Origin of the sequence: Moraxella sp. Pampa (assembly GCF_035181385.1) — a bacterium.
GTDB lineage: Bacteria > Pseudomonadota > Gammaproteobacteria > Pseudomonadales > Moraxellaceae > Moraxella.
Genome location: NZ_JAXCJK010000002.1, coordinates 211,238 through 237,796, shown reverse-complemented (window position 1 = coordinate 237,796; position 26,559 = coordinate 211,238). Strand labels below are relative to the sequence as shown.

General features: G+C 43.8%; 19 protein-coding genes, 2 tRNA genes and 1 pseudogene. 16 read left to right on the top strand and 6 right to left on the bottom strand.

The features are described from left to right. Positions 1–29: 29 nt before the first annotated feature. On the bottom strand, positions 30–1,343 hold the full coding sequence (argA, locus tag R0123_RS05465; protein WP_323843362.1) for an amino-acid N-acetyltransferase: 1,314 nt from the start codon (positions 1,341–1,343) through the stop codon (positions 30–32). Between the two features lie 214 nt (positions 1,344–1,557). Here argA and R0123_RS05460 point away from each other — a divergent pair, with 214 nt between their 5' ends. From R0123_RS05460 to R0123_RS05440, 5 genes are all read left to right on the top strand, one after another. Then, on the top strand, positions 1,558–2,127 hold the full coding sequence (locus R0123_RS05460) for a hydrolase (RefSeq protein WP_323843361.1): 570 nt from the start codon (positions 1,558–1,560) through the stop codon (positions 2,125–2,127). Between the two features lie 189 nt (positions 2,128–2,316). Beyond that, positions 2,317–4,428: an ATP-dependent DNA helicase RecG gene (gene recG, locus R0123_RS05455; RefSeq protein WP_323843360.1), complete on the top strand. Its 2,112-nt coding sequence runs from the start codon at positions 2,317–2,319 to the stop codon at positions 4,426–4,428. Positions 4,429–4,540: 112 nt separating this feature from the next. Next, complete coding sequence (locus R0123_RS05450) at positions 4,541–5,071, top strand: GNAT family N-acetyltransferase (RefSeq protein ID WP_323841091.1); 531 nt, start codon at positions 4,541–4,543, stop codon at positions 5,069–5,071. Next, the gene (locus R0123_RS05445; protein ID WP_323843359.1) at positions 5,040–6,374 is read left to right on the top strand and encodes an efflux RND transporter periplasmic adaptor subunit; all 1,335 of its coding nucleotides are present in this window, start codon (positions 5,040–5,042) and stop codon (positions 6,372–6,374) included. The genes R0123_RS05450 and R0123_RS05445 overlap by 32 nt, the downstream gene beginning before the upstream one ends. Continuing rightward, positions 6,374–9,430: an efflux RND transporter permease subunit gene (locus R0123_RS05440; RefSeq protein ID WP_323843358.1), complete on the top strand. Its 3,057-nt coding sequence runs from the start codon at positions 6,374–6,376 to the stop codon at positions 9,428–9,430. The genes R0123_RS05445 and R0123_RS05440 overlap by 1 nt, the downstream gene beginning before the upstream one ends. Positions 9,431–9,570: 140 nt before the next feature. On the opposite strand, the gene coaE is transcribed toward R0123_RS05440, so the two are convergent. The 5 genes from coaE to R0123_RS05415 all read right to left on the bottom strand — a co-directional run bounded on the left by coaE (position 9,571) and on the right by R0123_RS05415 (position 14,957). After that, positions 9,571–10,206 carry a dephospho-CoA kinase gene (gene coaE / locus R0123_RS05435; RefSeq protein ID WP_323843357.1) on the bottom strand — a complete coding sequence of 212 codons (636 nt, stop codon included), beginning with the start codon at positions 10,204–10,206 and terminating at the stop codon, positions 9,571–9,573. Between the two features lie 19 nt (positions 10,207–10,225). Next, positions 10,226–11,149, bottom strand: a complete 924-nt coding sequence (locus tag R0123_RS05430; protein ID WP_323843356.1) for a prepilin peptidase — start codon at positions 11,147–11,149, stop codon at positions 10,226–10,228. Further along, positions 11,146–12,399 (bottom strand): type II secretion system F family protein, encoded by a 1,254-nt coding sequence (locus R0123_RS05425; RefSeq protein ID WP_323843355.1) that lies wholly within the window; start codon positions 12,397–12,399, stop codon positions 11,146–11,148. The genes R0123_RS05430 and R0123_RS05425 overlap by 4 nt, the downstream gene beginning before the upstream one ends. Further along, a complete protein-coding gene (gene pilB, locus R0123_RS05420) occupies positions 12,392–14,065 on the bottom strand; it encodes a type IV-A pilus assembly ATPase PilB (RefSeq protein ID WP_323843354.1) in 1,674 nt (557 codons plus the stop codon). The genes R0123_RS05425 and pilB overlap by 8 nt, the downstream gene beginning before the upstream one ends. Before the next feature lie 331 nt (positions 14,066–14,396). Further along, on the bottom strand, positions 14,397–14,957 hold the full coding sequence (locus tag R0123_RS05415) for a phosphatase PAP2 family protein (protein WP_323843353.1): 561 nt from the start codon (positions 14,955–14,957) through the stop codon (positions 14,397–14,399). Between the two features lie 422 nt (positions 14,958–15,379). Here R0123_RS05415 and tpiA point away from each other — a divergent pair, with 422 nt between their 5' ends. From tpiA to pnp, 11 genes and pseudogenes are all read left to right on the top strand, one after another. Continuing rightward, positions 15,380–16,138 (top strand): triose-phosphate isomerase, encoded by a 759-nt coding sequence (gene tpiA / locus R0123_RS05410; RefSeq protein WP_323843352.1) that lies wholly within the window; start codon positions 15,380–15,382, stop codon positions 16,136–16,138. A gap of 42 nt (positions 16,139–16,180) precedes the next feature. Then, on the top strand, positions 16,181–16,540 hold the full coding sequence (secG, locus tag R0123_RS05405) for a preprotein translocase subunit SecG (RefSeq protein WP_323843351.1): 360 nt from the start codon (positions 16,181–16,183) through the stop codon (positions 16,538–16,540). A 71-nt stretch (positions 16,541–16,611) separates the two neighbouring features. After that, positions 16,612–16,696 (top strand) — tRNA-Leu (locus R0123_RS05400). Between the two features lie 212 nt (positions 16,697–16,908). Further along, positions 16,909–16,985: transfer RNA gene (locus tag R0123_RS05395), tRNA-Met, on the top strand. Between the two features lie 160 nt (positions 16,986–17,145). Beyond that, positions 17,146–17,643 (top strand): ribosome maturation factor RimP, encoded by a 498-nt coding sequence (rimP, locus tag R0123_RS05390; RefSeq protein WP_323841101.1) that lies wholly within the window; start codon positions 17,146–17,148, stop codon positions 17,641–17,643. Positions 17,644–17,688: 45 nt separating this feature from the next. Continuing rightward, positions 17,689–19,170 (top strand): transcription termination factor NusA, encoded by a 1,482-nt coding sequence (gene nusA, locus R0123_RS05385; RefSeq protein WP_323841102.1) that lies wholly within the window; start codon positions 17,689–17,691, stop codon positions 19,168–19,170. Positions 19,171–19,330: 160 nt separating this feature from the next. Beyond that, positions 19,331–21,886, top strand: a pseudogene (gene infB / locus R0123_RS05380) (translation initiation factor IF-2); the annotation flags it as partial. Between the two features lie 273 nt (positions 21,887–22,159). Beyond that, positions 22,160–22,561, top strand: coding sequence for a ribosome-binding factor A (locus tag R0123_RS05375; RefSeq protein ID WP_323841103.1), 402 nt, complete (start codon positions 22,160–22,162; stop codon positions 22,559–22,561). Beyond that, positions 22,561–23,484 (top strand): tRNA pseudouridine(55) synthase TruB, encoded by a 924-nt coding sequence (gene truB / locus R0123_RS05370; protein ID WP_323843350.1) that lies wholly within the window; start codon positions 22,561–22,563, stop codon positions 23,482–23,484. The genes R0123_RS05375 and truB overlap by 1 nt, the downstream gene beginning before the upstream one ends. A 277-nt stretch (positions 23,485–23,761) precedes the next feature. After that, positions 23,762–24,028, top strand: coding sequence for a 30S ribosomal protein S15 (gene rpsO, locus R0123_RS05365; RefSeq protein ID WP_323841105.1), 267 nt, complete (start codon positions 23,762–23,764; stop codon positions 24,026–24,028). 231 nt (positions 24,029–24,259) lie between these two features. Next, positions 24,260–26,350 carry a polyribonucleotide nucleotidyltransferase gene (pnp, locus tag R0123_RS05360; RefSeq protein ID WP_323843349.1) on the top strand — a complete coding sequence of 697 codons (2,091 nt, stop codon included), beginning with the start codon at positions 24,260–24,262 and terminating at the stop codon, positions 26,348–26,350. Positions 26,351–26,559 lie beyond the last annotated feature (209 nt).

The window sequence follows — 26,559 nt, the reverse complement described above, 5'->3', positions numbered from 1 at the left end:
GGTTTTTTGTGTTTGTATGACTTTTTGGTTTAAATATTTTTGATAAAAATCTTTGAATTTCTGCCATTATGATAACGGGCTTGTCGTTCTGCTGGCAGATTTTTAACATCAGTTTCAACAAAGCCGTGTTCAATAAACCAATGGCTGGTGTGTGTGGTTAAGGCGAACAGCTGACTAAATCCTGCTGATTTGGCCCGAGTTTCAACAAATTTTAACAAATCATTGCCACGACTGCCTCCACGATAATTGGGGTGAATGGCGATGCTGGCAATCTCTGCACTGACCTCATTTAATGGATAAAGTGCAGCACAACCAATCACCATGCCGTCTCGCTCAATGATGGTGTAGCATTCAATGTCTGATTCTAAGCGTTCTTGTGGTCGTTTGATAAGAATGCCAGCCCCTTCTAGGGGTTTTAATAACGCCAGTAGGCCCACTACATCGCTTAGTGTGGCAGGGCGAATGTTGTCATAAGGCGTGTGCGTTATCATCGTGCCAAGCCCATCGTGTGTAAACAGCTCTTCAATGAGTGCACCATCTTTATCAAAAGGTAAAATCTGAGTGCGTTCAACCGCATCGCCCACATTGATGGCGCATTGTAAAAATCGTGCCATTTCATCGCTGGGTAGATTGTTGCTATCTAGTAGCATTTGTGCTTGTTTGGTGGTCAGCTCTCGAATGATTTTACCGTTTAGTCGGACAGCATCTTCACCAAGAAAAATGAGCTTATCTGCTCGTAAAGCAATGGCAGCGTGCATAGCAACCTCTTCAGCAGACAAGTTGAATATCTCACCTGTTACCGAAAAGCCAATCGGACTTAAAATGACGATGTGGTTGTGTTGTAAGTTGTGATGAATGGCGGTGCTGTCTACACTGCGTACCTCACCTGTCATTTGATGATCTATGCCTTCACGCACGCCATAAGGGCGAGCGGTGATGAAGTTGCCTGATACTGCATCGATGCGTGCACCAAACATGGGTGAATTGGCAAGCCCCATGGACAGCTGAGCTTCAATATGTAGGCGAATTGCCCCTACGGCTGATAATATGTGTGGCATGGCATTAGGAGGTGTGATACGCAAATGCCCTGTTATGTTGCTAGATAGACCAGCAAGATTTAGGGAATTTTCAATCTGTGGGCGTGCCCCATGCACCAACACCAGATGAATGCCCAAACTATGTAGCAATGCAAAATCATGAATCAGATGCTCAAAGTTTGCGTGAGCGACCGCATCACCACCAAACATGATGACAAAGGTCTTGCCACGATGGGTATTGATGTAGGGGGCAGAATGGCGAAACCATTGGATTGGGTTTTGTTTGTCTTGGCTGTGGTTGTTCATGGCATGAGCTGTTGATTAAATCCTATTATGATAGTCAGCTTTTTGGCGAATGCAAGCATTTTTTTGACAAAACCACAGGTTCTGGTGTTGGTTGTGTTTACCAGATGGTAAAATGGTAATTTGGTGGCAGATGATGTGAGCATTAAAAATACCTTGACCAAGTCGGTAAATTCTAGTAGAGTTAAAAAAATATTGGTCCATCAAGGAGAAGGCCGTGCCTACCACTACCATTACACGCACTTATCGTATCCATACAGAAGACACACAAGCATTGCTGATTGATATGCAGGATAAATTTGTGCCACACATTCATGAAATGGAAAAAATCACAAACAAGGCACGCATTTTGATTGCAGGGCTTAATGCGCTAGATGTACCACTGACAGTTAATGAGCAGTATCCAAAGGGCTTGGGGCATACGATTGCTGAGCTATCAGCTGTATTTGGCGATGTGAATGTTTTTGAAAAGTCGGCATTTAGTTCGGTAGATGATGAATCAACTTGGCGACATCTTGCCATGCAAAATCGCCATCATGTCTTGCTATTTGGCATAGAAACCCATGTTTGTGTGCAACAAACTGCACTTGATTTGCTTGATAACGGCATGCAACCTGTCATCATTAGTGATGCGACCAGTTCACGAGACCCTTATGACCGAAAGATTGCCCTGCGTCGTATGCGTCGAGCAGGTGCGGTAGTAACAACCACTGAGGCAATTTTGTTTGAGTTGTTGCGTTCTAGCAAGCACCCTGATTTTAAGGTGATCAGTCATTTGGTGAAGTAAAAATTTGTTACATAAAATCTTAAAAACATCAAACCAAAAAACGCAACATCAGACGGTTGCGTTTTTTGGTTTAAATTTTTAGTTGAAGCCAAAATATTGAAAATGAACAGTTGTCTGACTTGTTTTAATTAAATGAACAGTAGTATTATATGCAACTGTATTATAAAGGTGCATAAAATAAGGTATGCCATGTCAAAATCATCAGCCATTCCAATCATTAATCTGCCCATGACGGCCCTGTCTGGGGTGGGTAATTCACTGGCGGAGCGACTGACAGAGCTTGGGATTTATCGTATTTTTGATATGCTTATGCACTTGCCACGAGATTATGAGGACCGCAGTCGCCTTGTGCCTATTGGCGATGTACAACATGGCATGAGCGTGCTTGTCAGTGGTGTGGTTACGCATATTGAGACCAATCGTACAGGCATGAGCGTGGCAATAGAAGATGATACTGGCGTGCTGATCTTAAGATTTTTTAAGATTTATGCTGGACTTAAAAATACGATGACACTTGGGGCAAACATCACAGCTTTTGGCGAGATAAAAATCAGCCGTTATGGTGTGCAAATGGCACACCCAGAGTATCATATTACAGGCACAAAAACCCTTGATGGTGGATTGTTACCCATTTACCCTGCAGTCAAAGGGCTTCATCAAAATAAGATTCGACAGCTTGTGCGACTGGCAATCAATGCCGTTTCACATGAAACTTTGCATTGTTTGTCAATTGATGAATTGCAAAGCGTTGGTGTGTTTGATGTGCAGGCAGATTTATTGACTGCTTTAAAGCAGATTCATCTGCCTGATAAAGATGCGGATATTTTTGCTCAGACGACTTTGCTTGAAGGATTAAAAGACCGTACGCACCCAGCTTGTAGGCGAATCATCATCGAGGAGCTGGTGGCACATCAGTTGGCATTTCTTTATCGTCGTAATAATGTTTATCAGCACAAAGCCCCACGCTGCGAGTCGGTCAGCCTTTTGGTGGACAAGCTCATGGAAAATCTGCCATTTGAGCTGACAGATGCCCAAAGTCGTGTCATTGGCGAGGCTGTGGCGGACATGGCGACAAGCAAACCCATGTTGCGACTGATTCAAGGCGATGTCGGTGCGGGTAAAACATTGGTGGCAGCAATCACTGCTTGCTATGCACTTGATAGTGGTTGGCAGGTGGCAGTGATGGCACCGACGGAGATTTTAGCAGAACAGCATTTTATTAATTTTCAAAAATGGTTTGAGCCTTTGGGTGTGGGTGTGGGTGTGGGTTTTTTGGCAGGCAAACAGACCGCAAAAGAGCGGAATGTCATGCTTGATCAAATCATCAATAATGATGTACAGATTGTCGTAGGGACGCACGCACTTTTTCAAGATGGGGTGGCTTTTGCTAAATTGGGCTTGGTCATCATTGATGAGCAGCACCGTTTTGGTGTAGAACAAAGACTTCGCCTTGCTAATAAGGGTGTGGCGAATTCCACGCCACATCAGCTTGCCATGACAGCAACGCCCATTCCAAGAACACTTGCGATGAGTATGTATGGCGACATGGATGTGTCGGTGATTGATGAATTACCACCCAATCGCACTCCAATTGCGACCGTAACCATCAGTCGAGACCGTCGTGATGAAGTGATTGAGCGAATACGAGTGAATTGTAAAGATAAAAAGCAGGCGTACTGGGTGTGTCCACTGGTTGAGGAGTCTAGCGTACTAGATGTGCAATCGGCGGAACTGCTGTATGAGGATTTGTGTGAACGACTGGATATTAACATTGGGCTGGTACATGGCAAGATGAAATCTGCCGATAAACAGGCGGTCATGAATGACTTTAAGTTGGGAAAAATTGACCTATTGGTTGCGACTACCGTCATTGAGGTGGGTGTGGATGTGCCCAATGCGTCTTTGATGGTCATTGAAAATGCTGAACGCTTGGGATTGTCCCAATTGCATCAGTTGCGTGGGCGAGTGGGGCGTGGTTGTGCCAAGTCTTTTTGTGTATTGCTGTATCAAATGCCGCTATCACCCACAGGCATTGAACGGTTAAATGTGCTACGAGACAGCAACGATGGTTTTGTCATTGCTCAAAAAGACCTTGAACTTCGTGGAGCAGGTGAGTTACTTGGTAAGCGACAAACAGGCGATATGGGCTATTATTTGGCGGACATCGTGCGTGATGAAAGTCTGTTCATCGCTGCACAAAGCATTGCTCATCGGTTGATTGGTGATGTCAGTAGGCGGACACTTTCTCACCATATTGTCAATACTTGGCTGCCTGATGTTAAAGAATATGTAAATGCTTAGTAAGGTTGGCAATAATCTAAGCGTCGTAGAAATATTAAGATTAAAAAAAGAACAGGTACGCTTTTTGGTTAATGAATAAACTCAAACCAAAATACAATCAAAGGAGAAAGGTATGTTTTGTTACCCTGTTGATGACGACATCAGTCTGGCGTTGGTGCATGGACATGATGCCAAAGAGGTGGTACAGCTGGTTGGTCGCCAAAAGGACTATTTGGGTCAGTATTTGCCTTGGGTGAATGCCTGTGATGAGCAAAGCTATGAAGCTTTTGTAAAATTTGCTCTAAATAAATACGCTGAGGGCAAGGGGGTGGATACTTCTATCGTTCATCAGGGCAAGATTATTGGGGCGGTAAGTTTAAACAACATCTATCCATCACTCAAAAAGGCAGACATCGGCTATTGGCTTGACCAAGAGCATCAAGGTCGTGGTATCATGACCCGTGCGGTGCGTGGACTGATGGAGATGGCCAAAAATTATTATGGCGTGCAGGTGTTGGAAATTCGTGCCGCCGAGCATAATTTGCCCAGTCGCCGAGTGGCTGAACGATTGGGCTTTGATTTTTGTGGCATTCTTGCTAATAATGTATGCGTGAATGGTAAGATATTTAATCATGCGGTATATGTCTATCGCTTTGATGATTGATGACCTAATGCCTGCCAAACCACCTACCAACTGCCAATATAAAGATATTAGGGTAAATAAGATGAATCAAGACAATCATATCAATCAAGACACACACAGCGATGAAAAAGCTGTCAAACTTTTACAATCTGGGCGTATGTCAGCGGTGATGATGGCAGTTTTGGCGATGGTGTTGCTCGCTGTGTTGTTGGCAGGCGTTGCCATTGGATTTAGTATCTCACGGGCCGATAGCGATGGTGTGGATAATACGACAGCAGAAAATCAGGTGAGCAAATCTGATAACAGCACCGCATCTGTTGCCATGATGGTTGAGGCGGTGCATCCAGCCATGACAGAAGTGGTACAAAGTATCACAGCAAATGGCAACATCGCTGCCAAGCACATCGCACAAGTCAGCGGACGCATCACAGGGGCGACCGTTGAACGGATATTGGTCGAGGTAGGTGATGTGGTGCGAGCAGGGCAAGTGCTGGCTGTGCTTGATGCATCATCTTTAAAAGACAACCACACCCAAGCGGTTGCTGAACTTGATAAAGCCATTGCTAGTGCCGAAAAAGCCCGTGCTGATCTTGCACGCACCGAACCATTACTTGAAATCGATGCCATCAGCAAGCAACAGGTTGATGCCTACCGCACCGCTCTTAAGCAAGCAAATGCAGCTGTCGTAGCGGCAAAGGCTAGGGTAAATAGCACCACCACCAGTCTAAACAATGCTAAGATTGTTGCTCCTGTTTCAGGCATTGTGAGCGAACGCCAAGCACAGGTGGGCGTATTAGTCAGTGGCAATCCGCTATTTACCATCATTAAAGATGGGGCACTACAATGGCAGGCGACACTCTCACCAGAGGACGCTACCAAAATTAGCATCGGACAGACTGCCATGATTGACACAGCAGGCACAGCCGTCATGGGTAAGGTTACGAGGATTTCACCCACTGCCAATCAAGGGCGTGAAATGACAGTGTATGTATCCTTACCACCTGATGCGCCGCTAAGCGAAGGTATGTATCAAACAGGTAGGCTTATTTTTGGTCAAAGCATTGCTCCTACTGTACCAAAATCTGCCATCATGACGATAGATGGCTATGACTATGTATGGACGCTGACTCCCAAGGTGAATGAAAAAGGATTGTACCAAGTGGTACGCACCAAGATAACGATTTTGTCTTATGAAGGTGATCGGGTGGCAACTGATTTATCGCCACAGATGTTGGTCGTGGCAAGAAGTGGTGCATTTTTAAATGAGGGCGATGTGGTCACGCTGTCGCAAAGTCCAATCCAAAATCAGGCACAAGGGCAGTGATGATGAATTTTTCTGCATATTCTATTAAAAATCCTTTGGTTGCCATTTTGTTTTTTACCCTGATGACTTTACTTGGGGTATTTGGCTTTTACCATATGAAAGTTCAGCAGTTTCCTGACATTGATTTTCCTGGGGTGGTTACAACCATCACAATGTCAGGGGCAACCGCTGACCAACTGGAAAACGATATTGCCAAAAAAGTAGAAAATAAGCTGGTCAATATCGAGGGTGTTAAAAATATTCGCACCACCTTGCAGACAGGTGTGGTAACGGTCTTTGCTGAATTTGTGCTAGAAAAAGACACCGACGAGGCGGTAGATGATGTGCGTTCTGCGATGAGCGAGGTGCAAGGTAGCCTGCCTGCCGCTGCCGACCCACCCATCGTCTCAAAAGTCTCCACATCAGGTTTTCCTGTGGTTACTTATTCGGTTCGTGCTGAGCATATGAATGACAGTGAGCTGTCTTGGTTTGTTGATGATGCCTTGACCAAACGCCTATCCAATGTTCAGGGGGTGGGTAGCATGACTCGTATTGGCGGTGTGGAAAGACAAATACAAGTCAATCCAAAGCCTCATTTACTTGCCAGTCTGACGATGCCAATCAGTCAGCTTTCTGAGCAGATTTATGGCAGATGGCAAGACAGCACAGGCGGCGAATCTAAGATTGGTCAGCAAACTCAGACCATACGAGTGCTGGGTATGGGTGATGATCTACAGAGCTTGCGTCAAATGCAAATTACCACTCCGCAAGGAGGGGTGGTTAGGCTTGATGGTATTGCAGACATTAAAGACACCCGCGCTGATATCAGTTCACTGGCAAAAATGAATGACCAATCTGTGGTGGCATTTAGCATTACTCGTTCAAAGGGGGCGGGCGAGGTAGCGGTTGTTAGGGCGATTGATGATGAAATCGCCAAAATCAATCAAGAATTAAGTGGTGTACAGATTGAAAAAATCGTAGACTGGGCAAAACCCATTGAGGAGACTTATCATTCTACCCTAAAAATGCTTGTAGAAGGGTGTGTATTGGCAACTTTGGTGGTCTTTGTGTTTTTGAGGGATTGGCGAGCCACCTTTGTGGCAGCGATGGCATTGCCCTTGTCTATCATTCCCACCTTTTTTGTGATGTATGCGTTTGGGTTTAGTCTTAATATCATTTCTCTTTTGGCCTTAACTCTTGTGATTGGGGTGCTGGTGGACGATGCCATTGTTGAGATTGAAAACATTGTACGCCACTTAAATATGGGTAAATCGCCGATGGCAGCTGCGATGGAAGCGGCCGATGAGATTGGGCTTGCGGTGGTAGCAACCACCTTTACCTTGATTGCTGTGTTTTTGCCAACCGCCTTTATGAATGGGGTGGTGGGACAGTTTTTTCGCCAGTTTGGTTGGACGGCAGCCATTTCTATTTTTATCTCTCTTTTGGTGGCAAGACTCATCACACCGATGATGGCGGCTTATATTTTAAAGCCAAGTAAATACACTGACAAACCGACGGGCAAGATGATGCAAGGTTATCTGTCGGTGGTTAAATGGACGCTGTCGCACAGATTGATCACGATGCTTTTGGCCTTGGGGTTTTTTGTGGGTTCGCTGATGCTTTCATCTAAGATACCCAGTACCTTTCTTCCACCTGATGAAGCAAACCAAACCCAAGTATCGGTTGAGCTCACCCCTGATGCCAACATAGAGGATACAATTCGCATTAGTGAGCTTGTTGTGAATAAAATTAGGGCGATAGATGGGGTGGATGAGGTATTATTGATGGTGGGCCAAGGACAAAAAGCAGGCGAGCCTAGTGGTCATCGTAGTGGCTCTGTCAATATTGCTACGCTTGAAGTTAAGTTGAGCGAGCGGGGCAGCCGCCCAAGCAAATCTCAAATAGAGGCCTCGATTAATGAAACCTTAAAATCAGTACCATCAGCTCGCTTTAAGGTGGGTGTTGCTAAGGGTGCATCAGAAACAGGTTATGTATTTTCAGTAACTGGCAGTGAGAAGGTACTGCTAGAACAGACAGTGCGGGCAATTTTAGGTGAGCTTAGATCTTTGCCACAAGTCGCCAATGTGGTCAGCGGTCAGGCATTGCCTCAGCCTGAGCTTACTGTTACGCCAAATAATCTGGCGATGGCAGATAAAGGGGTGAGCACCTTGGCACTTGCCAAGACCCTAAGAATAGCGACAGTGGGCGATTATGACCAAGCACTTCCCAAGCTTAATCTAGACACTCGTCAGTTGCCCATCGTCATTCGTCTTGACAATGATGATAAACGACAGCTGACTGACTTGATGAGCCTGTATGTGCCATCAACCAAAGGCGTGCCAGTGCAGGTCAAAGAAGTGGCAACCCTAAATTTTGGAGCGGACGAGTCCAGCATTACGCGTTTTCAAAGAGAGCGTTCTATCAAGATTACTGTTTATCCCAAAGATAGTGCAGTGGGAGAACTGATAGCAGCGGTAAAAAATACCAAAACCATCAGTAACCTGCCAAGTGGCGTTAATGTGATTGATGAAGGGCAGGCACAGAATATGGCCGAGTTGTTCACAGGTTTTATTGTGGCGATGGTGGTTGGGATTTTTTGTATTTTTGCGGTGTTGGTGCTTTTGTTCCATCGTATCCTACAACCCTTTACCATCTTGATGGCTTTACCCTTATCTATTGGCGGTGCGTTTTTGGGCTTGATTGCTACGGGCAGTAGTATGTCTATGTCTGCAATGATTGGGCTCATACTTTTGATGGGCATTGCCACCAAAAATTCCATCTTACTTGTCGATTATGCCATCATCGCTCAAGACAAACAGGGCATGAGTCGATTTGATGCCTTGATGGACGCTTGTAAAAAACGGGCCCAGCCTATCATCATGACCACGATTGCGATGGGGGTGGGAATGTTGCCATTGATCATCAATTTTAGTCATGCTGATATGACCTTTACCCGTCCGATGGCCTCAGCGGTATTGGGCGGACTGATCACTTCTACTTTGCTCAGTTTGGTAGTCATTCCTGTGGTGTATGCCTTGATGGATGATTTGAGCGTGTGGGTAAAAGGCAGGTTTTAGCGTCTTAAAATATTGGAGCATACAGCGATAATGTTTTATCTTTATTTTTAAGTGGCTAAAGAGTGTCATGTCTTATCTAAGTTGTTTTGCTTAATCATACCTCTTTTTGCCCGAAAATAAAGAAGTTTAGAGCAAAAATTTTATCTGTTGCTTAGCGACAGATAAAATTCATGCAATTTTTGTAGCTGTTTATACAGCTCATCAAGCGTGCCACTATTGTCCACCACATCATCGCTCACCACCAGCCTTTCGTTTCTGGTGGCTTGTTTGGCGATGATGGTTTTGATGTAGGCGGTAGGGTCGCTGTGCGTGGCTAGTTTGGTAGCGTCTCGCCCTAAGGCACGCTGCATCTGTATCGATTCTGGCACATCAACCAACAAAATACGGTCGCATAATTTGGCCAGACTTGGTGATTTATTCATGCCTTCAACGAGCAGTGGCACCGACAAGATGCGATATAGGCTGGTGCTACAAGCCAATTCGTCTTTAATGCGTGCTTGGATATGTGGGTGTGTGATATTGTTTAATGTGTTGATGGCGTTGCGGTCTTTTAAAATATAATCACGCATGGCAGCACGATTGTATTTGCCGTCAATCACGATCCATTCACCAAAGGCATGTACCAACTCATCTAAAACAGGGCTATTCTTGGCGGTGATGGCATGAGCGATGACATCAGCATCAATGACATCAATGCCTTGACTGACGAACCAGTCGCTCACAGCACTTTTTCCGCTGCCAATACCGCCTGTCAGCCCGATGGTTAATTTTGCCATATCATCTCCATTTGATGAATCATAACAATCCGCCCAAATACCATGCCAGTAGTGCTTCACCCCACAATAAAGCCACCAATCCGCCAAGGGCTAAGTATGGTCCAAAAGCAAAAGGTTGCTTGTATTTCTGAAAAAATACGCCAAATATTACGCCCAGCAATGCTCCAATAAACACAATCATTGGTAAAAATTCTACGCCAAGCCATGCACCTAGCACAGCAATGAGCTTAGCGTCTCCAAGCCCCATGCCGTCTTTTTTGACAATCAATCTGAACAGAATATTAATGAGCCAAAACGATACAAAGCCTGCAACCAGTCCCCACATGGCAAGAATTGGCGTGGTAAATATGCCGTGAATATTGGCAAGTAGACCAATCATACCAAGTGGTGCAAGCAGGCGGTCTGGCAACAATTGCACTTTTAGGTCAATCAAAGACAATGCTAATAAAAACCATGTCAAAATAAGGGCAAAAGCCATCTGAATGCTTGGCCCAAAATTTAATGCGACCAACAGTGATAACAAGGCGGTTAAAATCTCAACAATAAGATAGGTGGGGGGTATTGCAGTACAACAACTTTTGCAACGACCCGACAACATTAAAAAGCTCACCACAGGAATGTTATGCCACCAGATGAGCTGGTGTTGGCAATGTGGGCAATGCGAGCGTGGCAATGACAGGCTAAGATGTTGATTATTTTGGTTGCATTGATAGCTTTTGCTGATTTGAGTTTTGATGGCGGGGCTGATGTTGGCATCTTGGCAGATGAATTCGCTGATTTGTGTTTGCCATTCATTCATCATAATAAGAGGTGTGCGATAAGCAACCACATTGATAAAGCTACCGACAATCAATCCGATGATACCGATGAGAGCAAAAAAAATGATTTGATGTTGTGCGGATAATTGTTCCATATTTTGTAAAAATGTCATCACATCTGTCATGGCGTACCTACCCCAATTTGAAAAATTGGCAAATACATTGCCAGTACAATTCCACCAACAAGCACCCCTAATATGACAATGATGGTGGGTTCAATAAGGCTTGTCATGCCATCTATTTGTTCGCTAACCTCGTTGTCGTAATAATCAGCGACCTTTTCAAGCATTTGTGTGAGCTTGCCAGACTCTTCACCCACATCAATCATTTGTATTATCATGGGTAAAAATAGCGTGCTTTGAGACATGGCTTGGCTTAATTTTTGGCCGCCTTGTACCTTGTTGCTAATGCCTTGCAATGCCTGAATAAAATTAAGATGATTGGTTGATTGTGCAGATAGTTCTAATGCCGTTAGAAGCGGAATGCCTGCACCAAAAGTGGTGGCAAGCGTCCGACTAAAACGAGCAGCTGCACTTTTTTTGGTTAAAGTCTTAATGATGGGTAGTTTTAGACTGATGTTGTCAATGAAATTTTTGATTTTATTGGTTTTGATGTGCAAATATAATATGCTGATAATGACAATAAAAATTGCCAGTAATATCATCCAAATGTATGCCACCAAGCCATCGGAGAATGCCATAATCAAGCGAGTAGCTAAGGGCAACTCACCACCTAGGTCGGCAAAAGTTTTGGCAAAGATTGGCACGACTTTAACCAATAAAATCGCTGTTACAATGGTTGCAACGGTCAGTACAGCAATGGGGTATTGAAAAGATTTTTTGAGTTTGTTTTTGAGAATTTCTAGGTTTTCTTGGTGAGTGGCGATTCTATCTAGCATGACATCAAGTGAGCCTGAGCGTTCTCCTGCATCTATCAAAGAGATGGATAAACGATTAAAAGAGGTGTGCTTGGCAGCAGCAGAGGCAAAATTTGAGCCTGATTCAATGTCGGTTTTGATGGTTGAAATGATACTTTTAAAAGCGATGTTCTTGCTGTTTTGTTCGGTAATGGTAAGAGCTTGTGTGAGTGGAACGCCTGCTGATAGCATGGTGGCAAGCTGACGAAAAAATAGTGTGATGTCAATGGATTTGATCGGCTTTTTCCATGATAAACCTGCACGCTTTTGGCGGATTGAGCTTGTGGTGATGCCTTGTTGTTGCAGTTTAATGCGAGCCATTTGGGCGGTGATTGCATCAATCTCACCCACAATTTTTTTGCCACGCAAGGTCAGACCTTTGTAGACAAAGGTTTTGTTGTTGGGTTTGGCAAGTTTGGCATTTGTACGAGTAGAGTGGGGCTTAATTGGCTTAACCATGGGTCAGGCGCTCCATCTCTTGTAGGCTTGTGATGCCTTGGATTACCTTGTCTATGGCGGATTCTCGTAGTGTACAAAAGCCATGTTGTCTGGCGTAATTTAATAAGTCGTGTGTGGTTGTATCTGCCATGATGAGTGTGGCAAATTCTGGTGTGATGGGCAGTACTTCATAAATGCCAACTCGCCCCTTGTAGCCGTCTTTGCAGGCGTGGCAACCCACAGGCTCAAAGAGTGTGGCCCGAGCGATATGATCGGCACCAAAACCAAGCTGAACAAGGCTTTGAGGGGGGATTTGGATTGGTTTTTTGCAGTTATCGCATAAGCGGCGAGCCAGCCTTTGGGCGATGATTAGGTTGATTGAGCTTGCAATATTAAAAGTTGCAACGCCCATATTTTTTAGGCGAATGAGTGTATCAATCGCAGAATTGGTATGCAAAGTGGACAGCACCAAGTGTCCTGTCTGGGCGGCTTTAATGGCAATTTCTGCTGTCTCAATATCTCGAATCTCACCAACCATGATGACGTCAGGGTCCTGACGCAAAAAAGCACGAAGCACATCGGCAAAATCTAACCCAATTTTTGGGTGGGTATTGACTTGGTTGATGCCATCAAGCTGGATTTCAACAGGGTCTTCTACCGTTTGAATATTGATGTTGGGCTGATTTAAAATATTAAGCCCAGTATAGAGCGAGACTGTCTTGCCAGAACCAGTCGGACCTGTGATGAGTATCATGCCTTGCGGTTTGGTAAGGGCGGTTAAAAATAGCTGTTTTTGTTCATCATTCATGCCAAGTGTGTCAATACCAATCAGAGCTTGGGTAGAGTCTAATAGCCTTAGTACAATTTTCTCGCCAAAGAGCGTGGGGGTGGTGCTGACACGAAAATCTACTGATTTTGGATTATTCTTATAAGGCACGAACTTCATTCGCCCATCTTGTGGCTTTCGCCGTTCGGCAATGTCAAGGCGTGCCATGACTTTTAAGCGTGTGCTGATTTTGTTGCCAGAAGCCTTAGGTGGTGTTGCGATGGTTCGCATGACACCATCAATACGAAATCGCACACGATAATATTGCTCAAATGGTTCAAAATGAATATCAGATGCGTTTTGTTTAATTGCATCTGACAGAATCTGTTGTACAAATTTGACTGTTGGTGCATCCAGCTTAAGATCTGCCTCCTCAGCCATTGTATCCAAATCGTCGTCAAAACCATCGTCAAAACCGTGTGCTGTGCTTAAATTAAGACTTTGCATGGCATTGGACAGTTTAAGCTCATCAACCAAAACGGGCGTGGCGTGTAGCCCTGTGGCAAAAGCAATCTCACCAAGCATTTGTGCACGCGTTGGGTCGCTTGTTGCAATGAAAATCTGCCCATCTTTTTGTGCCAAAATCAGCACTTCATGGTGGATAAGTAAGGCAGGGTCAATTAAATGAGTTGGCAAATCCGCAAGGTTTATTTTATTTAAATCCACCAGCTTTTCACCCAAAATGTCCGCCAAAGTTTGGGCGATCACTTGTGATGACAGTTGGTTATTTTGCACTAAAAAGCGAGCAAGACTTACCTGAGAGTGTATGGCCTGCTCTTGGGCCCGACTCATTTCATCTTGGGTAAGTAGGTTTTTATCAACTAAAAATCGCCCAAGATTGGTAGAGAACGACGCATTCATAATCAAGGTTTTAATGAGATAGATGAGCCATCATACTATAATAGAATATGCCAAATCAAGAATACATGATTAAAAACACCCAAGTTTGGACTTGTGTTTTAGACTTGTTTTATTAAGTTTTGATTAAGTTTTATCAAAAAGATGGATTGCTGAATGAATATACCAGCACCAACTTTAACTGGCACTGGTATGTTTATTAAAAAATGCATGCTTTGACAAAAAGCAAGAAAGTTGGCCTTTCATATTTTAAAACTGTTAAAATTGACACCAAACACGAGTATGGCACAAAATCTTACCATATTATAAGTAGAATGCCGTCAGTTTTGTCGCACTACCAAACCGAGCTTACCGACACGCCCAAAGTTTTGTTTTCGTACCACGGCAACACTTGGGTGTCGCTCATTGGGTCGGTCAATAACAGCCCTGCTGCCACACCCACCGCACACCCCGCTACCACATCTCGTGGGTGATGTGCTTTGGCGTGTACCCGTGTCCAGCCCACATAACCTGCCACACCCATTGCAGGCAGACCTGCTTTCCAGCCATAACGCTGTCCAATAAAGGTCGCCCCAGCACAAGCACTGCTGGTATGTCCAGACGGAAAAGAGCGACTGCCACCATTGGGGCGTTTGCCAAGTGCGGTATTGTTAAATCCTGTTTTTAGTGCTTCGGTGGTAATGACAGTGGCAGCCATTGTTTTGCCAAGCTGTTTGGCACCTTGCATATCATCTTTATGATAAGCTACAACCAACCCTGTGGCAGGCAAAGCCAGCTGTAACACATCGCCTGCAAAGCGGTGTGGGTCGCTTGTGTCCCACATGGCATGACTGAGCGTAGGTAAGCACAAGCAGACCGCCAGTACACTAGTTTTGTTAAAAAATTTAGACGACATTATTCTTATCCTAAAAATACAAAGACATTCAATTATAATCATTTTTACGACGGATATCAATGTCATATTCATCATGAAATTTGCGATAAATATGATAAGTAGATGAATGTAAATTCATGGCTTTTCTTATTTTTTAAAATTTTTTTTAAAATGCCTTTGTTCAAAGTTCAAAGTTCAAAGTTCAAAGTTCAAAAAATACTTTTATTTTAAAAATATTTAAAAAAGCCATGAGCATTTATTGGTATTTAGTTTGATTTTTGGTGTTATGATTGATAAAAAAATCATGATATTTTGAAAATTTTAGCAAAAATGCGTTATAATAATTTGTTTAAACGAGTTTTGAGTTGGTGAATGGTTTTGGCGAATTTAAGAACGAAATTAACAAATTCGTGATGCCAGCTTTGACAGACAGAGAGTAAAATATGGTAAAGTATGTCATTGGTAATTGGAAGTTGAACCCTGCAACTTTGACTGAGGCGGCTGCACTTGCTCATGCTATTGGAGCAATGGCAAATGATGCAAATTGCCATATTGGTTGTACACCCAGCTTTGTACATTTAGCGGCGGTGCGTGAAATTTTAAAGCACTCATCGGTGTGGGTGGGTGTACAGGATATTGGTGCATTTGGGGCGACAGGTGCATTTACTGGTGATGTTTCTGCAGTGCAGGCAGTGGATTTGGGGGCAAAATTTGCCATCATCGGACATTCTGAACGCCGTGCTTATCACAAAGAAGACAACAGCTTGCTTGTCAAAAAAATCACACAAGCCATCAGTGCGGGCCTTGCGGTTGTTTTGTGTGTGGGCGAAACCAAGAGCGAATATGAGCAAGGTGAGACTCTAGGGGTGCTAGATAATCAGCTGTCTGTATTAAATGGCTTGACTGTTTTACAAGACAAATTTGTACAAGACAAGTTGCTTATTGCCTATGAGCCTGTATGGGCGATTGGTACAGGTCTTACACCGACGATTGATGAAGTAGTGGCTGTACATCGCCACATCAAGGCAAATCTTCAGCATTTAGGTGTTGATGATGTCTGTGTGCTGTATGGCGGTAGTGTCAATGACAAAAATGCTGCTGAGTTTGCTGGTTGTGATGCCGTGAATGGGGCGCTGGTTGGTGGTGCATCATTAAAAGTTCAGAGCTTTGCGACAATCGTAGAGGCATTTGCCCAATTTTAACAATCTTGGTGGATTATCTGCCTTAAATAGTGATTTTAGATTATGTTTACAGTATTATTAGCACTTCATATCATCATTGCCATTGCGATGGTTGGCTTTATTCTGCTTCAACATGGCAAGGGTGCAGATGCGGGTGCATCATTTGGTGCAGGTGCGGCAGGCACAGTATTTGGTGCGGCAGGCTCGGCAAATTTTATGACTCGTGCGACGGCAATTTTGGCGACAATATTCTTTGTAACAAGCTTGGGCTTGGCATGGTATGCTCAAAAACAAGCAGATGAACAGCGTCGCCTTGACATACCAGTCATACATACAACACAGCCGCCATCTGTACCACCAAGTACAGCTGATGCTGTGCCAGCCGTTGAGACTGCAGAACCAGCGACATCGAACAACCAATAACTTAGAATGGCTTAGTATGATAAAATTTTCTTGATATTTTAGGATTTATCATTATAATAGGTGCATAATTTGCGATCGTGGTGGAATTGGTAGACACGCCATCTTGAGGGGGTGGTGCTTCACGGCGTGAGGGTTCAAGTCCCTCCGATCGCACCAAATATGAAGTTAGACCAAGCAATCGGAAAAAGACTGGTTGCTTGGTCTTTTTATTGGGTTTTAAAGCCCAGCCTAAGCAAAAAAAAGACTTCCTTAATTGATGAGGAATTGATGAGGCGATGACTTAAAATAAAGATTGAAATTAAAAATAAAAAAAGTAAATTAATTCTTGACAGTTACTAAAATCATGCTATAATGGCCTCCTAAATTGATGCGGGGTGGAGCAGTCTGGTAGCTCGTCGGGCTCATAACCCGAAGGTCGTTGGTTCAAATCCAGCCCCCGCTACCACTTTTTCAAATCCTTAATATTTCTTTTAATTATTTAAGGTGTTTTCTTTCTTAAAAAGAAGACTAGGCTGATTGATAGTTATAGCCCACCAAGATGCTTTGTGGGTTTTTTTGTATTTGTCATTTGCCGATTTTCTATTGAAAAGGACATTATAAAACACATGAAACCATCGAGTAAAATCGCTGAATTAACCGAACTTATTGCCCCTGCTGTACAGGCGTGTGGTGTAGATTTGTGGGGTATTGAATTTATGCCACAAGGGCGTAAGTCTTTATTAAGAATCTACATCGAAGTGACTGCCCAACAACGCACAAATGGTGAGCACATCACCATTGATGACTGTTCTGCGGTGAATCATCAGGTATCAGGTGTGCTGGATGTGCATGATCCGATTGCAGGTGAGTACATTTTAGAGGTGTCTAGTCCTGGCTTTGACCGTCCACTGTTTACACCAGAACAAGTCGCATTGTTTGTGGGTGAAATCGTCAATTTGCGTTTGATTCATGCCATTGGGCAAGGTGATATCAAGCGTCGTAAAGTAGTTGGTCGTCTTGTTGAAGTAGGAGAGGTGAGCATGAAAGTTATTACCGAAGACAAACTAGAGTTTGACATTGAATTTAATAATGTGGACAAAGCACATCTGATTTATGAAGATTGATGTTTTGATTTGATTTTAACCCAAAATTAACCCAAAGGATATACGATGAGCCGTGAGATTTTGACCGTTGTTGAGACGGTAAGTAACGAAAAAGGGCTAAATCCTGAAGATATTTTTGAAGCAATTGAGCAGGCCTTGGTTGTTTCTACCAAGAAAAAAGTCTACACCGAACAGCCAGAGGTGGCGATTCGTGTGGCGATTGACCGTAAAACAGGCGATTATGATACTTATCGCTACTGGACGGTAGTGGCAGATGAAGACCATGAAATGCCAGCGTGTCAGCTTGCCATCAGCGACCTTGATGAGAATGAATGGAAAATCGGTGATATCAAAGAAGAGCAAATTGAATCTATTGAATTTGGTCGTATTGCCGCCACTCAGGCCAAACAGGTCATTATTCAAAAAATTCGTGAAGCGGAGCGTGCTCTTGTGGCAGATGCTTTTGAGGCACGAGTGGGTGAGCTTATCACTGGTGAGGTCAAAAAGCAAAGCCGTGATGGGTATGTGATTGATTTGGGGGATAATGCCGAAGGATATCTTGCCAAAGACCAAGCATTGCCAAGAGAAATGTTACGCCCAAAATCACGAGTAACAGCATTGCTACATCAAGTCAATCGTGATGGTCGTGGCTCACAGCTTTTATTGTCTCGTGCGCATAATGATATGCTTGTTGCACTCATGACCAAAGAAGTGCCAGAGATTAGTGAAGGTATTATTGAAATTCGTGATGTGGCACGCCTACCTGGTTTGCGTGCTAAGATTTCTGTGAAGACTAATGACCATCGCATTGACCCTGTGGGTGCTTGCATTGGTATGCGAGGCACTCGCATACAAGCTGTGCAACAAGAGCTGGATGGAGAGCGTGTTGATGTGGTGGTGTGGAATGATGAGCCAGCACAGTACATCATCAGTGCTCTTGAGCCTGCTGATGTGTCAAGCCTTGTTTTAGATGAAGACTCAAAGACTGCGGACATTATTTTTGCCACCAATGACCAGCTTGCCCGTGCGATTGGCTCACAGGGTCAAAATGTGCGTCTGGCATCTGATTTGACAGGTTATAAGCTCAATATGATGCTAGAATCTGAATATCTAGAACGCCAAGCATCAGAATCGGAGACCATCATCAGTCTGTTTTATGAACGCTTAGAAGTTGATAGAGACTTGGCAGAGGCTTTGGTGGAGGTTGGCTTTACTACTATTGAAGAGGTTGCCTATGTGCCTGTGGAAGCTTTCTATGACATTGAAGGTTTGGACGATGAAGCGATTGCTACTATCCAAGAGCGTGCTAAGGCCATAGTTATTGCCGATGAACTTGAAAAACAAAAAAATATCAAAGAGCCAAGTGCCGAGCTGTTGGCCTTAGATGGCATGACGACTGAAATTGCCTACAAACTTGCTGAGCGAGATGTCATCACATTAGATGATTTGGCAGAACAAGCCATCTTTGATATTGAAGACATTGAAGGCTTAGATGGTGAACTTGCAGGCAAGCTTATCATGAGTGCTCGTCAGTCGTGGTTTGAATAACCATGCGTGCTGATGGTATGGGTACCTTGTGATGGGTGCATTTAATTAACGCTTGCCAAACCTATTTTTGGGATTTGGCAAGCAATCGAACAAAGAGTGGACTTACTCTGACCAAAATTAGGTGAAAATTATGGTAGATTCTACCCAAGATAAAAATCAACGAATCAGTATTAAATCAACAACTACTTCCACTGCCAAAGTAACTGGCACATCAGGCAAAGCCAAAGCGGTCAATGTCGTCAAAACCAAAAGAAAAGTCTTTGAAAAACCAGATGCCAATAAGATTGCAGAAGAGGTCGCTGCACAGGTCAAAGCTGCCGAAGAAGCACGCCTAAAAGCTGCTGAAGAAAAGCAAGCCACCGAACGCACAAAAAAAGAAGCTGCAGAGCGTCAGGCGGCAACATTGGCTGCCATGCGTGCCAATAATACGGCCGATGCCAAATCTGAAACAAGCAATGTATCGGTGGTTGTTAAAAAAGCCAAAAAAGATGATGTATCAACTCAAGGCAAGGCCGATACAAAAGCAGATAAAGCAAAAAAATCATCTCCAAAACCAAATAAAGCTGAAACTGCTGCGGCTAAAAAAGCTCGGTTGGCTCGTGAGGCTGAAGAAGAAAAATTGCGTCAGCTAGAAGCGGAAAATCGTCGTAAGGCAGCCGAAGAAGCACAAAAACGCACCCTTGAACAAATGAAGCAGATGGCGAGTCGTTATAGCGAAAAAGACGACACTGCCACCACCATAGTGCGTAAAGATGAACCGCTTGCCAAAGGTTTGGTGGGTGCGGCATTAGAAGAGTCTTTTGAAAAAGAACGCCGAGAAATCAAGCGTGGCTCAGGTGCCAATTTAAGCCGTGGTAAGAGCGGTAAGAAAAAAGGCAAAGAAGAGCTTGAGATTAGACCAAAACAGCGTGGTCTAAAATCATCACAAGCAGGCAAACACAAGTTTGAAATGCCCGTTGAGAAAATTGTTTATCATGTTGAGGTGGGCGAGTCTATTGTCGTGTCTGACCTTGCCCAAAAGATGGCGGTCAAGGTGCGTGAGGTCATCAAATCACTCATGAAAATGGGTGAGATGGTGCGTGAGTCTGATTCCATTGACCAAGACACAGCTTCTTTGGTGGTTGAAGAATTTGGCCATCATGTGGTGTTGGTCTCTGATACCAAACTTGAAGATGATTTGCAAGAGGCAGTTGATGAGAAATCAGGGAATGTTCAAGCACGCCCACCAGTGGTTACCATCATGGGTCATGTTGACCATGGCAAAACATCATTACTTGATAAAATTCGTGAAGCCAAAGTTGCCAGTGGCGAAGCTGGCGGTATCACGCAGCACATTGGTGCGTATCATGTAACGACTGAGCGTGGTGTGATTACTTTTCTAGACACCCCTGGCCATGCTGCCTTTACTGCAATGCGTTCTCGTGGTGCACAAGCGACTGATATTGTTGTATTGGTTGTGGCCGCTGATGATGGTATGATGCCACAGACTGAAGAGGCCATTGATCATGCTCGTGCAGCAGGCACGCCGCTGATTGTTGCCATCAACAAGATGGATAAAGATGCTGCTGACCCAGACCGTGTTATCAATGAGCTTGCGGTTAAAGAAGTCGTGCCAGAGGCTTGGGGTGGTGATGTACCGATGGTAAAAGTTTCTGCCAAAACTGGCATGGGTATTGATGAGCTGCTAGAAACCATCAGTATTCAGGCGGAAATCATGGAGCTTGAAGCACCTGTTGATGGTGCGGCACAAGGTGTGGTGATAGAATCTCGTATTGACAAAGGGCGTGGTGCAGTGGCCAGTCTGCTTGTCAAAAAAGGCACACTAAATCAAGGCGATCTTGTTTTGGCAGGTGAGTTCTATGGTAGGGTGCGTGCGATGACAGATGAAAATGCTCAGCGTATCAAGACCGCAGGCCCTTCAATTCCTGTTGAAATTTTGGGTTTGCCAGATGCACCGATGGCAGGGTCTGAATTCCTTGTTGTTTCTGATGAGAAAAAAGCGCGTGAAGTGGCAGATTTTCGTGCAGCTCGTGAACGAGATCGTATCTTAGAGCGTCAAAACAAGATGCGTCTAGATACGCTGTTTGAAAGTATGGGCAATGATATTGCAACATTAAACATCATTCTAAAAACTGATGTGCGTGGTTCATTAGAAGCCTTGCTAAACGCACTTGATGAATTGTCAACCGATGAGGTGAAGGTTCGTGTTATCAGCTCTGGCGTGGGTGCAATTACTGAATCGGATGTGATTTTAGCAGAATCCAGCGAGGCAGTACTGCTTGGTTTTAATGTGCGTGCTGATAATGCAGGTAAGCGTAAGGCTGATGAAGCTGGCATTGATATTCGTTATTATAGCGTGATCTATGGTCTGATTGATGATGTTAAGGCAGCGATGAGTGGTATGCTGGCTCCTGAGCATCGTGAGCAGATTTTGGGCATTGCTGAGGTGCGTGAAGTATTCCGTTCAAGCAAATTTGGCGCAGCGGCAGGCTGTATGGTTCAAGAAGGCGTCATTTATCGCAATAAGCCGATCCGTGTTCTGCGTGATGACAAAGTTATTTTTACAGGTCAATTACAATCACTTCGCCGTTATAAAGACGATGTCAATGAAGTTAAAGCTGGCATAGAGTGTGGTCTTGCGGTCAAAGGTTATGAAGTGGCAGCAGGCGATAAAATTGAAGTCTTCGAGATTCACGAGGTTAAGCGTCAGCTATAGTCGTTTGTCGTAATAAAAAACACCTTAATTTATTGAGGTGTTTTTTATTATTTGCGATTGTTTGGGAACTAAGAAATAAAATTCAAATCAAGTGATTGGTTTAATTTGTAAAAATAGGCTATACTAATCAACGATAACTTTTAAAGTAAAGCGGTTTATTAAGCTGTTAACAAGCTAACAAGCTAACAAGCTAACAAGCTAACAAGCTAACAAGCTAACAAGCTAACAAGCTAACAAGCTAACAAGCTAACAAGCTAACAAGAGAGAATATTTATGAATCAAAGATTGCAACGCCTGGCAGACCAGATTCAGCGTACACTGAGTGTGCTGATTCGTGATGAAATTAACGACCCTCGTTTGACAGGTTTTGTTACCATTTCATCTGTCAAGGTCAGTCCAGATTTGGGCTATGCCGATATTTATGTAACTGTTTTGGAACCATCTGAAGATGGTGGCATGAATGCTAATGCTCACCAAGAAAGTTTGCAAGTGCTAAAAAATGCCTCAGGATTTTTGCGTACTGAGTTGTCTCATACCATGAAGACCCGCACCACGCCACGCTTGCGTTTTCATTATGATGAGGTGACCGCACATGGCAATCACATGATGAGTTTGGTGTCTGAGGCGATGAAAAAAACAGGCGAAACGGCCAACGACGAGGCAGTTGGTGAGTAATGGCAAAGCAGACTGTATCAGGCGTACTATTACTAAACAAACCGCAAGGCATCAGCTCACATACCGCCCTAAATCAAGCCAAACGCTTGTTCATGTCGGCTGATTTTGACAGTAAAAAAGCAGGGCATACAGGCACGCTTGATCCGATGGCGACAGGGCTTTTGCCGATTTGTCTGGGTGAGGCAACCAAATTTAGTAGTTTTGGGTTGAATGCTGATAAGGGTTATTCTGCTGTCATTAAGCTGGGCGAGCAAACCGATACAGGTGATCAAGAAGGGCAGAGTCTTAACATCTTGCCCGTAATGCCATTTGACCAGCATGGGTTAGATGAGCTTGCCAAGCAACTGACAGGTGAGCAGTATCAGACTCCGCCGATGTATTCTGCCCTAAAAAAAGACGGTAAAAAACTCTATGAATATGCCAGAGATGGCATACAAATAGAGCGAGAGGCACGCCCCATTGTCATACATAATCTCAATTTGACCAAATTGAGTGATGATGAAATTCATTTAAGTGTCATTTGTTCAAAAGGTACTTATGTACGAGTGCTGGGTGAGAGTGTGGCTGAAGGGCTTGGAACGGTTGGGCATTTGACCGCCTTGCATCGCATCAGTACTGGCGGATTTGAGGTGGCAGATGCTGTTACGCTTGATGAGCTTGGTCATTTGTCATTTAATGAGCGATTTGCTAAGCTGCTGCCAATCGACGCACTATTGACACATTTGTCAATTGTGGTTTTAAATCATCAAGAAACTCTGCGTATCAAAATGGGGCAAAGGCTAAATGTCAAAGACCGTATGACGGCGTCTGAATTTGGTGATGACACTTGTCAAGTGCGTCTGTATTGCGATGGGGACTTCGTTGGGTTGGGTGTCATTGAGGCCAGCGGACGATTACAGCCCATCAAAGTGGTGCAAAGATAACCGACTTTGGTGTTTGTCTATTTATCCTGTTTTGTTAGATTTATTCATTTGTTAAGTAGATTACGGCCGCCAATTTCAATCTTTAGCCCTTGGTTGGTTATTGGATTGGCGAATTTGTGCATTCTGATGGTCGGATGTTGATTTTTTTTGTCATCTTTCAATGACTTTTTGCGGTTTTTGTGTTATAATCATAAGTCCGTGCCAATAGGCTTAGGCAGGCTTTGGCAATGCACAGCTTGCCCGAATTATTTTGCATTGCTCATATAGGAATTTAGTCATGCTAACCAATAAAGACCGTGAAGACATCATCGCCAAATTTAAACGCGCTGAGAACGACACCGGCAGCCCAGAAGTACAAGTAGCACTTCTTACCGCTCGTATCAACGACCTACAAGACCACTTTAAAGCTCACAAGGCTGACCATCATAGTCGTCGTGGTTTGATTCGTATGGTTAACCAACGCCGTAAACTACTAGACTACCTAAAAGGTAAAAACCTAGATCGTTATACCGCATTGATTGGTGAACTAGGACTACGCCGTTAATTTGGTGTTTGGGTTTATGTTTATGAAGCCCTAAATGAAAAAACGGTGTTTTGTGTGAACGCCGTTTTTTGCTTTTTAATTTTTTTTATCATGTTTGATTACATTGCCTTAGAATGCTAATGAGTGGGTTTTAGCATCAAGTTTTGTTGGGTTGTGTCTTATGCATACCCTAAGAACAATTCTACTCATTAGCCTTTTATGGCTTGTAATTAAAATCACAAGGAACAAAATATGTTTAATATCATTCGCCAAGAATTTCAGTATGGCAATCAACAAGTTGTCTTAGAAACAGGCCGTGTCGCTCGTCAGGCCAATTCGGTGGTTGTCCACATGGGCGATGTATCCGTGTTGGTTGCTGTGGTTGTGCGTCCAGAAGCTGTGGCAGGTCAAGACTTTTTCCCATTGACTGTAAATTATCAAGAAAAAATGTACGCATCAGGTAAGATTCCTGGTGGTTATGGTAAGCGTGAAGGTCGTGCATCAGAGTTTGAAACCCTAACATCTCGTTTGATCGATCGCCCTATTCGTCCGCTATTTCCAGAAGGCTACTATAATGAAATTCAAGTTACCGCAACTGTAATTTCATCTGGTAAGACTCAAGATGCTGACATTGCTGCGATGATTGGTACATCGGCGGCACTTGCCATCTCTGCGGCACCATTTAATGGCCCAATTGGTGCGGCTCGTGTTGGTTTTATTAATGGTGAATATGTACTCAATCCAAATCATGCACAGATGCAAGAAAGTCAGCTTGATTTGGTGGTGGCTGGTACAAAAGCTGCGGTGCTGATGGTAGAATCAGAAGCTAAAGAGCTGTCAGAAGATCAAATGCTCGGTGCTGTATTGTATGGCCACGGCCAACAACAGGTGGTGATTGATAATATTAATGCTTTTGCACAAGCGGTTGGCAACGCCAAAGCCGAATTTATCGCTCCTGCGATTAATGAAGAGCTGAACAATGCTTTAAAAGAAAAATTTACTCAGAAAGTCAGTGAGGCTTATACCATTACAGTAAAGCAAGATCGTTATGCACGCCTTGATGAATTGGCAGCTGAGGCATTGACTTTGGCAGGTGATGAAACGGCAGAAGATTATGCTGATAAAGTTGGTCAAATCAAAGAATTGTTTGAAACCCTAAAATATCGCACCGTGCGTGATAATATTTTGTCTGGCAAGCCTCGTATTGATGGCCGTGATTTGGAAACCGTGCGTGCACTTGACATTCAAGTAGGGGTACTGCCTTATACACATGGTTCGGCGTTGTTTACTCGTGGTGAAACCCAAGCTCTTGTAACCACTACGCTAGGCACCAGCCGTGATGTGAACTTGGTGGATACTTTGGCTGGTACTAAGCAAGACCATTTTATGCTGCATTATAATTTCCCACACTACTCAGTGGGTGAGACTGGTCGTGAAGGTGGTCCAAAACGCCGTGAAATCGGCCATGGCCGACTGGCTCGTCGTGGCGTACAAGCCATGTTGCCAGCGGCTGACCGTTTCCCATACACCATTCGTGTGGTGTCTGACATTACCGAATCTAATGGATCAAGCTCAATGGCATCTGTTTGTGGTGCGTCATTATCGCTGATGGATGCAGGTGTACCACTAAAAGCACCTGTAGCTGGCATTGCAATGGGGTTGGTTAAAGAAGGTGATCGTTTTGCAGTATTGTCCGATATTTTGGGCGATGAAGATCATTTGGGTGATATGGATTTTAAAGTGGCAGGCTCGGTAAACGGCATCACCGCTTTGCAAATGGATATTAAGATTGAAGGTATCACTGCCGATATCATGGAGCAGGCATTAAAGCAAGCTCACGCAGGTCGTATTCACATTTTAAATGCGATGAATGAAGTGATCTCAACTTCTCGTACTGAGATTAATGCCCATGCACCAAACTATGCAACCATTGAAATTAATCCAGAGAAAATCCGTGATGTCATTGGTAAGGGTGGAGCAACCATTCGTGCACTAACCGAAGAGACTGGGGCGACTGTAGACATTGATGATAATGGTGTGATTCGCATCTTTGGTGAGTCAAAAACCTCTACTCGTGCTGCTATTGCCAAGATTGAAGCCATTACCGCTGAGGTGGAAGTGGGGACGATTTATGAAGGTAGTGTTGCTCGTATCGTAGAATTTGGGGCGTTTGTTAATATTCTGCCAGGTACAGATGGTCTGGTGCATATCAGCCAAATTGCTGATGAGCGTGTAGAAAATGTCACTGATTACCTCAAAGAAGGCCAAACCGTTAAAGTTCAGGTGCAAGACATTGATAATCGTGGACGCATTAAATTGACCATGAAAGGCATTGAGCAATAAATTATTACTATTTAAAAAAACCGCTCTAAGCTTGGAGCGGTTTTTTTATTTAAAATTTTTATCCAAAATTTAACTGTGATTTGGTATGGTCTGACTAAGTTTAGACCATTAAGTATGTTTTATGAGCATGGGTTAATGATTGGTGTATTATCGTAATTGATGTATTTAAAAAATAAAAAGCCAATCTCAATGATTGGCTTTTTGGAATA

Bases quoted from the DNA above. Each gene is read 5' to 3' on its own strand.
- nusA (WP_323841102.1), top strand. From the start codon at position 17,689: ATGAGCCGTGAGATTTTGACCGTTGTTGAGACGGTAAGTAACGAAAAA.
- tpiA (WP_323843352.1), top strand. From the start codon at position 15,380: ATGGTAAAGTATGTCATTGGTAATTGGAAGTTGAACCCTGCAACTTTG.
- secG (WP_323843351.1), top strand. From the start codon at position 16,181: ATGTTTACAGTATTATTAGCACTTCATATCATCATTGCCATTGCGATG.
- R0123_RS05375 (WP_323841103.1), top strand. From the start codon at position 22,160: ATGAATCAAAGATTGCAACGCCTGGCAGACCAGATTCAGCGTACACTG.
- pilB (WP_323843354.1), bottom strand. From the start codon at position 14,065: ATGAATGCGTCGTTCTCTACCAATCTTGGGCGATTTTTAGTTGATAAA.
- rpsO (WP_323841105.1), top strand. From the start codon at position 23,762: ATGCTAACCAATAAAGACCGTGAAGACATCATCGCCAAATTTAAACGC.
- recG (WP_323843360.1), top strand. From the start codon at position 2,317: ATGTCAAAATCATCAGCCATTCCAATCATTAATCTGCCCATGACGGCC.
- R0123_RS05415 (WP_323843353.1), bottom strand. From the start codon at position 14,957: ATGTCGTCTAAATTTTTTAACAAAACTAGTGTACTGGCGGTCTGCTTG.
- truB (WP_323843350.1), top strand. From the start codon at position 22,561: ATGGCAAAGCAGACTGTATCAGGCGTACTATTACTAAACAAACCGCAA.
- rimP (WP_323841101.1), top strand. From the start codon at position 17,146: ATGAAACCATCGAGTAAAATCGCTGAATTAACCGAACTTATTGCCCCT.
- argA (WP_323843362.1), bottom strand. From the start codon at position 1,343: ATGAACAACCACAGCCAAGACAAACAAAACCCAATCCAATGGTTTCGC.
- R0123_RS05430 (WP_323843356.1), bottom strand. From the start codon at position 11,149: ATGACAGATGTGATGACATTTTTACAAAATATGGAACAATTATCCGCA.
- R0123_RS05445 (WP_323843359.1), top strand. From the start codon at position 5,040: ATGCGGTATATGTCTATCGCTTTGATGATTGATGACCTAATGCCTGCC.
- R0123_RS05440 (WP_323843358.1), top strand. From the start codon at position 6,374: ATGATGAATTTTTCTGCATATTCTATTAAAAATCCTTTGGTTGCCATT.
- coaE (WP_323843357.1), bottom strand. From the start codon at position 10,206: ATGGCAAAATTAACCATCGGGCTGACAGGCGGTATTGGCAGCGGAAAA.
- R0123_RS05425 (WP_323843355.1), bottom strand. From the start codon at position 12,399: ATGGTTAAGCCAATTAAGCCCCACTCTACTCGTACAAATGCCAAACTT.
- pnp (WP_323843349.1), top strand. From the start codon at position 24,260: ATGTTTAATATCATTCGCCAAGAATTTCAGTATGGCAATCAACAAGTT.
- R0123_RS05450 (WP_323841091.1), top strand. From the start codon at position 4,541: ATGTTTTGTTACCCTGTTGATGACGACATCAGTCTGGCGTTGGTGCAT.